This window comes from Corynebacterium mendelii (assembly GCF_017307055.1).
GTDB classification, from domain to species: Bacteria; Actinomycetota; Actinomycetes; order Mycobacteriales; family Mycobacteriaceae; genus Corynebacterium; species Corynebacterium mendelii.
The window spans coordinates 597,604-604,682 of record NZ_JAFLEQ010000008.1 but is presented as its reverse complement, the minus strand read 5'-3'; the positions used below and the strand labels follow the sequence as shown (position 1 = coordinate 604,682).

At 62.5% G+C, this 7,079-nt stretch carries 6 protein-coding genes and 2 tRNA genes; 5 read left to right on the top strand and 3 right to left on the bottom strand.

All coding sequences use genetic code 11. The annotated features are described in order from the left end of the window. Nucleotides 1–53: 53 nt before the first annotated feature. Nucleotides 54–1,430, bottom strand: coding sequence for a L,D-transpeptidase (locus JZY06_RS05865; RefSeq protein ID WP_207119101.1), 1,377 nt, complete (start codon nucleotides 1,428–1,430; stop codon nucleotides 54–56). A gap of 323 nt (nucleotides 1,431–1,753) precedes the next feature. On the opposite strand from JZY06_RS05865, the gene JZY06_RS05860 reads away from it, so the two are divergent. Beyond that, a tRNA-Lys gene (locus tag JZY06_RS05860) sits at nucleotides 1,754–1,826 on the top strand. Between the two features lie 221 nt (nucleotides 1,827–2,047). Continuing rightward, nucleotides 2,048–2,617: an isochorismatase family protein gene (locus JZY06_RS05855; RefSeq protein WP_304503409.1), complete on the top strand. Its 570-nt coding sequence runs from the start codon at nucleotides 2,048–2,050 to the stop codon at nucleotides 2,615–2,617. Nucleotides 2,618–2,718: 101 nt separating this feature from the next. Here JZY06_RS05855 and JZY06_RS05850 read toward each other — a convergent pair whose 3' ends face one another. Then, on the bottom strand, nucleotides 2,719–2,997 hold the full coding sequence (locus JZY06_RS05850; protein WP_207119097.1) for a DUF3618 domain-containing protein: 279 nt from the start codon (nucleotides 2,995–2,997) through the stop codon (nucleotides 2,719–2,721). A gap of 454 nt (nucleotides 2,998–3,451) precedes the next feature. Continuing rightward, nucleotides 3,452–3,536 (bottom strand) — tRNA-Leu (locus JZY06_RS05845). A 210-nt stretch (nucleotides 3,537–3,746) separates the two neighbouring features. Between JZY06_RS05845 and JZY06_RS05840 the strand changes: the two genes are divergently transcribed. The 3 genes from JZY06_RS05840 (at nucleotide 3,747) to JZY06_RS05830 (ending at nucleotide 6,899) form a co-directional block, all read left to right on the top strand. Beyond that, on the top strand, nucleotides 3,747–4,175 hold the full coding sequence (locus JZY06_RS05840; RefSeq protein WP_207119095.1) for a hypothetical protein: 429 nt from the start codon (nucleotides 3,747–3,749) through the stop codon (nucleotides 4,173–4,175). 165 nt (nucleotides 4,176–4,340) lie between these two features. After that, nucleotides 4,341–4,709 (top strand): DUF3817 domain-containing protein, encoded by a 369-nt coding sequence (locus JZY06_RS05835; protein WP_207119093.1) that lies wholly within the window; start codon nucleotides 4,341–4,343, stop codon nucleotides 4,707–4,709. 465 nt (nucleotides 4,710–5,174) lie between these two features. Continuing rightward, complete coding sequence (locus tag JZY06_RS05830) at nucleotides 5,175–6,899, top strand: chloride channel protein (protein WP_207119090.1); 1,725 nt, start codon at nucleotides 5,175–5,177, stop codon at nucleotides 6,897–6,899. Nucleotides 6,900–7,079 lie beyond the last annotated feature (180 nt).

The window sequence follows — 7,079 nt, the reverse complement described above, 5'->3', positions numbered from 1 at the left end:
GGCCTTGCGTGGTTGTTGTGGCCGGGGCGGGAAAACCGCGGTCGGCGGCAAGCCTAGCTTTCCCGGTTTGCGGTGGTTGTCCCCGAAGATGTTGCGGATTCCCCAACCGGGCTGGGTTCACTGCTGGTGGATGTGTGCGTTGGTGACGCAGCAGTGGCGGTGGTTGCTGAAGAAGTGGTTATTTCACTGGTTGCGGGTGCGGAGGCTGCTCCGGCACCGGTGTAAAGATTGCCCTTGGACCACTCCTCCCAGGGGATATTCCAATCCCCCAGGCCGTCATAACCCGACAGCACGCCGCCGTTGGTGTTCTTCACGATCACCACATCGCCGCGTTTTGCCTGATCCATGAACCATTTGGCGTTCGCCGTCGACATGTTCAGGCAGCCATGGGAGACATCCTGCGATCCCTGCGCCCACACCGACCAGGGGGCCGCATGGACGTAGATACCGGACCAGGACATCTGGGTGGCGTACTGGACTTTGGTCCGGTATCCCTGCGGGTCATCCACCGGCAGACCGAAGGTCGAGGAATCCATGACCAGCTCGTCGTACTGGTCGCCGACAACATAGGTGCCGTTGGGGGTCGGGAATTCCGGCATGCCCATCGAAATCGGGATGGTGCGGATCGCTTCGTCATTTCTGTACACCGTCACCGTTTTGCTGTTGCTGTCGGCGACGGAGACCACCTTGTCGCCGATGGTGAACGAAGCGGAGTTGTCGCGGTTGCCCCACACCCCGCCGCCGAGGTTTTTGCCGTACAGGTCAACGTTGACGTCAATCTTGGTGCCGGGTTGGAAGAACTCTTCCCCGCGCCACCGCACCAGATAGTCATTCAGCCAGTAAAAAGCACCGTCAACATGGGGTTCGGTGGTAATGGTGATGGCGTCCTGGGCCGCCTTGCGGTCGGCAATCGACTGCCCGAAGCGGAAAGACAGCACCTGTCCGACGCCGACAACTGAGCCGTCCAGGGGGCTGAGCGCCACATCGGTGATCGAGTCAGGTTCGATGGTGGAAAACACCGTCGTCATGGTCGCACCGTTGGAGGTCGTCGCCTTGATGGTGTAGGTCCGGTAGTAGCCCAGCACCTCGGCGGTGGTCCATGTCTTTTTGTCTTCGCTGAGCGTCGACTCGACGACTTTACCGTCCTGGTTGGTCATCTGGATGTCGGTGAAGGTTCCCTCGACGGCTTTGACCGTCACCGGCTCAGTCGGGTTGTAGTTCTTAGTCCCGTCTTTGACAGAAGCGACCGCGGGCAACGGCTTCGATGTCGTTGTCGCCGACACGGCGGAAGTGGTCGTTTCAGCCGCAGTCTCGGCAACAGTCTGCTGTGCGGCGTCAGTGGATGAGCACCCTGTCACCGCCGTCACCGTCGCGGCGGCCGCTATGCCGAGCGCCACCAACCGGCGGCGGAGTCCAGCTGAAAAGGTCATGGTTCTCCGTAAAGAAAATAAAGTCGGGTACAAGATCATATGCTCCCCCGTCACAGATTCCTGCGCGCGGGAGCCGGGGCGCGGTCATTAACGATAACCCCACACCGCAACCATCGGGACAGCGTGCACAACGTTACCCGGATCAGCCCATGGGTTAGAAGTTGAAATCACATTGAGACCTTTTTGGAACCAGTTGGTTCACTTCCCCGGACATACCCCTTAAAAAAACACTGTGACCTGCTGATTTTACAAACATACGATGGCACTTGTAATATTTTGCTTCGTTGCCGACGAGCAGTTGAGAAACATCTCGGAAGCTTCAGGCGCCATTAGCTCAACTGGCAGAGCAGCTGACTCTTAATCAGCGGGTTCGGGGTTCGAGTCCCTGATGGCGCACAACAGATGATGACCCCGTCGCCGGAACCGATGTTCCGGCGGCGGGGTTTTCGCGTTGCCCCGCCGCCGCGCCGACACGCCTACACTATCGGGTAACGCACACCGGGGCGGTGAGTGGAAGGCGTAACCTGGTTGCCTTTCCCCGACACCGCAGTTTCTTGCCGTGCCGGATGGTTGCCGTGTGTCCTGCCGCCGAGTTCTGTCCACCAAGGAGACCACCACTGATGAGGGCTTTTGTCATAGTTGACGTCCAAAACGATTTCTGCCCGGGCGGGTCGCTGGCGACCGCCCAGGGAAACCATGTTGCCGAGCTGATCGGCGCCCGGCAGGTAAGCCACGCCGCTGACTATGCCGTCCAGGTGGCCACCGCCGACTGGCACATCGATCCCGGTGACCATTTCAGTGACAACCCCGATTTCGTGCACTCCTGGCCGGTGCACTGTGTGGTGGGTACCGGTGGGGCCGCATTTCACTCCGCGATCCGCGAGAACAAGCTTGACGCGGTTTTCCGCAAAGGCGAGTATTCGGCGGCCTATTCCGGTTTCGAGGGCCACAAATCCGACCTCGAGGATCAGGGGCTGGCCGACTGGCTGCGGCAGACGGGCATCACCGATATCGATGTGGTCGGCATCGCCACCGACTACTGTGTCCGCGCCACGGTTCTGGATGCCATCAAGGAAGGTTTTTCAGTCCGGGTCCTCCAGCCGCTGTGTTCCCCGGTGGCCGAGGACTCAGGTGCAGCCGCCCTGGAAGAGATGGCGGCAGCCGGGGCGGTTATCGTCGGCGCCTAGACAACACACCCGCCCGCCGGGCCGTGTCCGGCGGGTGAAAACACTTCCGCCCCGGACACAACGTGCCCGGGGCGGAATAAGTGATGCGGGTGCGGGTTGTTCTAGCCGCGCTCGGCGAGAATCCTGCGGATTTCGCGCAAATCCTTGTTCTTGCGCCGCGAACGGGCCACGCCGATAACCACCAGGAGGGCAACGGCCCCGGCAACCCCGGCCAGTACTTTCTGCACGGTGGGATCCTGAAGTTTTCCGGTCACGTCTTTTTTCGCGTCATCAACCAGTTTTTTCGGCTGGGTGCGATCGGCGAGTTCATCCAGGGTCCCGGCCAGCTGGCGGCGGGTGCGCGCAATGTCACGCTCGATGTCGTTGATGTCTCGTGCCATGTCTTTAGCCTTTTCTTTAAAAGTATCCGTGTAGTCGGTCCCGCCGGCCGCGCACCGGTTGGAACACACCCGATTGCGCTGGAAGATGTCGCAGGAATCGTCGCGGTGCAGGCCCTGCCGGCATCGCGGCCCACCACAACCTACTGCGGTTGATCAAGGGCCTGCTGCCGGGGGACAAAACAAGCCCGGCACCGTGTCACTGCCCCTCATGGTATCGGATCAGTGCGCCCATTCCCACATGCCCCCGCACAACACCTGCCGGGGCCTGCCCACGGCAGGTGGGCACCGGCACGCACCATCCCCCGCGGCATACAACCGACTGGCACCGCACCGCCTGTGCCCTGCCGCAGTCAGCTGCAGCGTCACCCGGCGCACACCCCCACCGCCGATGGTCGGGAAGGTGGAGGTGAGGCAGGTGACAGCTAACGTGGATGGCCGGTGCGGACAGCCGGTGTGGTGCGCCCGGGGAGACTTGAACTCCCACGCCTGAAGGCACTGGAACCTAAATCCAGCGCGTCTACCAATTCCGCCACGGGCGCGCATGCCTGCGAAGCAGCTGTTTTGCATCCCCCTGGCAGGTGATGGAATCCCAGCCGAGACTCCGCTTCGGCATGACCAACCTATCACCTGTTCGCCCCGCTTGGCGAAACCGCTGTGACCGGATGCCCTGCCGCCGGTTGCTTGTGGAGGTGAGCGGCGGGCGGGTATTTTTTTACGCTGCGGCGGATCCGCCCGCTACAGTGGTGGGCATGGACAATCACCCGGATAACGCGGCCGACACAGGCAGGCGGCGCAAGCCGCTGCGGGTACGCATCGCCCGGCTGATTCTGCTGGTTGTGCTGGTTGTCACCACCATGTTTCTGGCCTGGTGGCAGTGGACCCGCTGGCAGTCGGAGGGCGGTTCATTCCAGAATCTGGGCTATGCGCTGCAGTGGCCGTGTTTCGGCCTGTTTTTCATCTACGCCTTCAAAAAGTTCGGCGAGTACGAAGACGAGGTTGCCGAAACCGGTGTTTCCCCGGAAACCCGGAAACGTCTCGAGGAGGAGGCGAAAGGAAATTTCACCGAAATCGACGAGGATTTCCTGCCGGAACGCCCCAGCATCGACATTGAGACATTTAACCGGATCAACACCCCCAGACGCGGCCGCGGTGAAATCCGCGATGATCTGGGCCGGTAGGACCACCACCCCACCGGTTGGCTGCCACCGCGGTGAGGATCCTCCCGGCGCGCGGCGTTGGGTAAGGTCTATGCCCGAAGCTCACGCGGTGTCCGCCGACTGGAGCGAGAAAAATCATCCACCCCACCCCCTTCCACCCCGACGAACCGTGAGGTCTTTTCACCCATGACAACAGACGACACCACCACCTATCCGACCGGCGCCACCGAAGAGCGCAAAGCCCGGGTGCGTACCGCCCTGAAGTTTTTCTCCGTGGCCGCCTGGGTCACCGGTGTGTGGCTTCTCATTCTCACCATCCGCATGATCCTGGAGTACCTGGTGGGCATCCACATGCCCGACTGGACCCGGATCATCGGCCAGCTGCACGGGCTGTTCTACATGATCTACCTGGTCAGTGTGCTCAACCTGGGCACCAAAGCCCGCTGGTCGCCGGTGGTGTGGCTGACCACCGCGCTCTACGGCACGATTCCGTTCATGTCGTTTGTCGCAGAGCACAAACGGCGCCGGGAAGTCACCCGGGCATTCGACCTGTAGCACTGCCCCGGCGCTGCCGGGGCCACCGGTTTTGTGTTCCGCTTCCCCCGCACACCCGCCCGGTGTGCGGGGTTTGGTGTTTTTTACAACAGCCCCGGGGCAGAAAACCCCTGGTGCAACACGGTGTTTTTTATGCCGGGTCCTCCCTGTTGCACACCGGCTGATCGGTGGGGCGTAGAACTGTAGTAGTTGTCCCTTCCACATCTGCGGCACCGGTGGTTGAAACCAAGTCCGGGACTTTTTGTCCCTTCGACGGCCGGTCGTATGTGGGGACCGTGGCGTCACCTGGCACGTGGCGTGGTCGATGCGGAAAAATTTGATCACCGGCCCCCGCATGATCACCCGGGGTTTCGGTGCCGCTTTTTCCGGCACAGCCCACCGCATACCGGATGCTCATGGCCGCCATATTGCCCGGCTTCCAGCCGGCGCCGCCCGGTTACAGTTGATAAGGATTACCGCCGACCCATGGCCCCTTCGAGTCCCTCCGGTGCGCGTTACCCCTACCATGATGAACCCACGTATTCGCTGGGTCCGGTGCAAGACCGGCGTCCCGGTGACTACATCACCTCCTGGCGCATTGTCACCATGGCGGTGCTGGCGATCCCGGTCGGTATCGCCGCCGCACTGTTGTCGTGGCTTTTGCAGTTTCTTATTGGGGTGATCACCAACCTGGTGTTCTACCAGCGTTTGTCCGCTGATCTGACTTCCCCCGGTTTTTCCCCGCACCCGTGGTGGCTGATTCTTTTCGCCCCGGTGGCCGGTGGGATGGTCATCGGTGTGCTGGCCAGATACGGTTCCCCGCAGATCCGCGGCCACGGCATGCCGGAGACGATGCAGGCGATTTTGATCAACAAATCGGTGATCAAGCCGAGACTTGCGTTCCTCAAACCGTTTTCCGCGGCTGTCTCCATCGGCACCGGCGGGCCGTTCGGTGCGGAAGGCCCGATCATCATGACCGGTGGGGCGGTTGGTTCGACATTGGCGCAGATGCTGAAAATGTCGGCCAATGAACGAAAAACACTGCTGGTGGCCGGGGCGGCGGCCGGGATGGCCGCCACGTTCAACACCACCCTGGCCGCGGTTCTGCTGGCGGTGGAGATTCTTCTGTTCGAATTCAAGCCCCGTTCCCTGGTGCCGGTGACCTCTGCTGTGGTGACCGCGATCGTGGCCCGCGGCCCGCTGATGGGGCGGGAGGTCAAACTGCCGGTGGATACCTCCGCCTGGCCGCAGCTGGATTGGAAGGTCAATGTGGAGGCCCTGGTGATCGCGGTCGCCGCGGTCGGTGTGGCGTGGCTGTCGGTGCAGCTGATCTACCGCTCCGACGATGCCTTCCACAAGCTTCCCTTCCACTGGATGTGGTGGCCGCCGCTGGGCGGGCTGATCATCGGTATCGGCGGGCTGATCCAGCCGAAGGCCCTCGGTGTCGGATACGACGTCATGCACGACATCATGCTGGGACAGGGCACCGCCGGGATGATCATCTCGCTGTTTGTGGTCAAGCTGCTCATATGGGGCCTGTCGCTGGGGTCGGGGACCTCCGGGTCGGTGCTGGCCCCGACGTTTTTGATCGGCGCGTCCATGGGGGCGGTGTGCGGGATGTTCCTGCCCGAGGTGGCCCCCGGTTTCTGGGCGGTCATCGGTTTGGCGGCGGTCACCGGCGGGGTGCTGCGGGCACCGCTGACCGGCATTGTGTTCACCCTGGAACTCACCCACGCCTGGGCTGCCTTCACCCCGCTGATGGTGGCTTCCATTGCCGCCTGGGGGCTGTCGGCGATTGTGATGCGGCGGTCGATCCTCACCGAGCAGCTGGCCCGCCGCGGGCTGCATGTGACCATGGAATATTCCGTCGACCCGATGGAATCGGCCACCGTCTACCAGGTCATGGAGCTCGAGCACTTCCCGGTCTCGGATCTGGAGATCAAATCGTCGGCCACCCTCAACGACGCCATGCAGGTGCTGCTGGCCAATGAAGCATCGATTGCCACGGTCAAAAAAGACGACGGCACGGTGGTCGGCTCGATCACCATGGAAGATATTCTGCGGGTCCGCGCCCACACCCTGACCGAGGAAAGGATCCGGGTGCGCAATATCGCCCCCGTGCGGTGGCTGTCGATCCGCCACACCACCAGCGACGACCGGGCCACACGGGAAGAACTGGGGCAGAAAACCCCGGGCCACGATCCCGACTAGCTCCCGACGGGCACAGACCTGCCGGGGGCGGACCACCGCCCGGGGGAAACAAAAAACCGCCACTTCTCTTCCCTCCCCGGCCCGCAGCCGGTACGGGCCGGGGCCCGGCACAGCTCCCGGCGGATGACATGAGGTGGCGGCCCATTGTGCGGGACTGGTGTGTGCCCCGCCCGGATTATT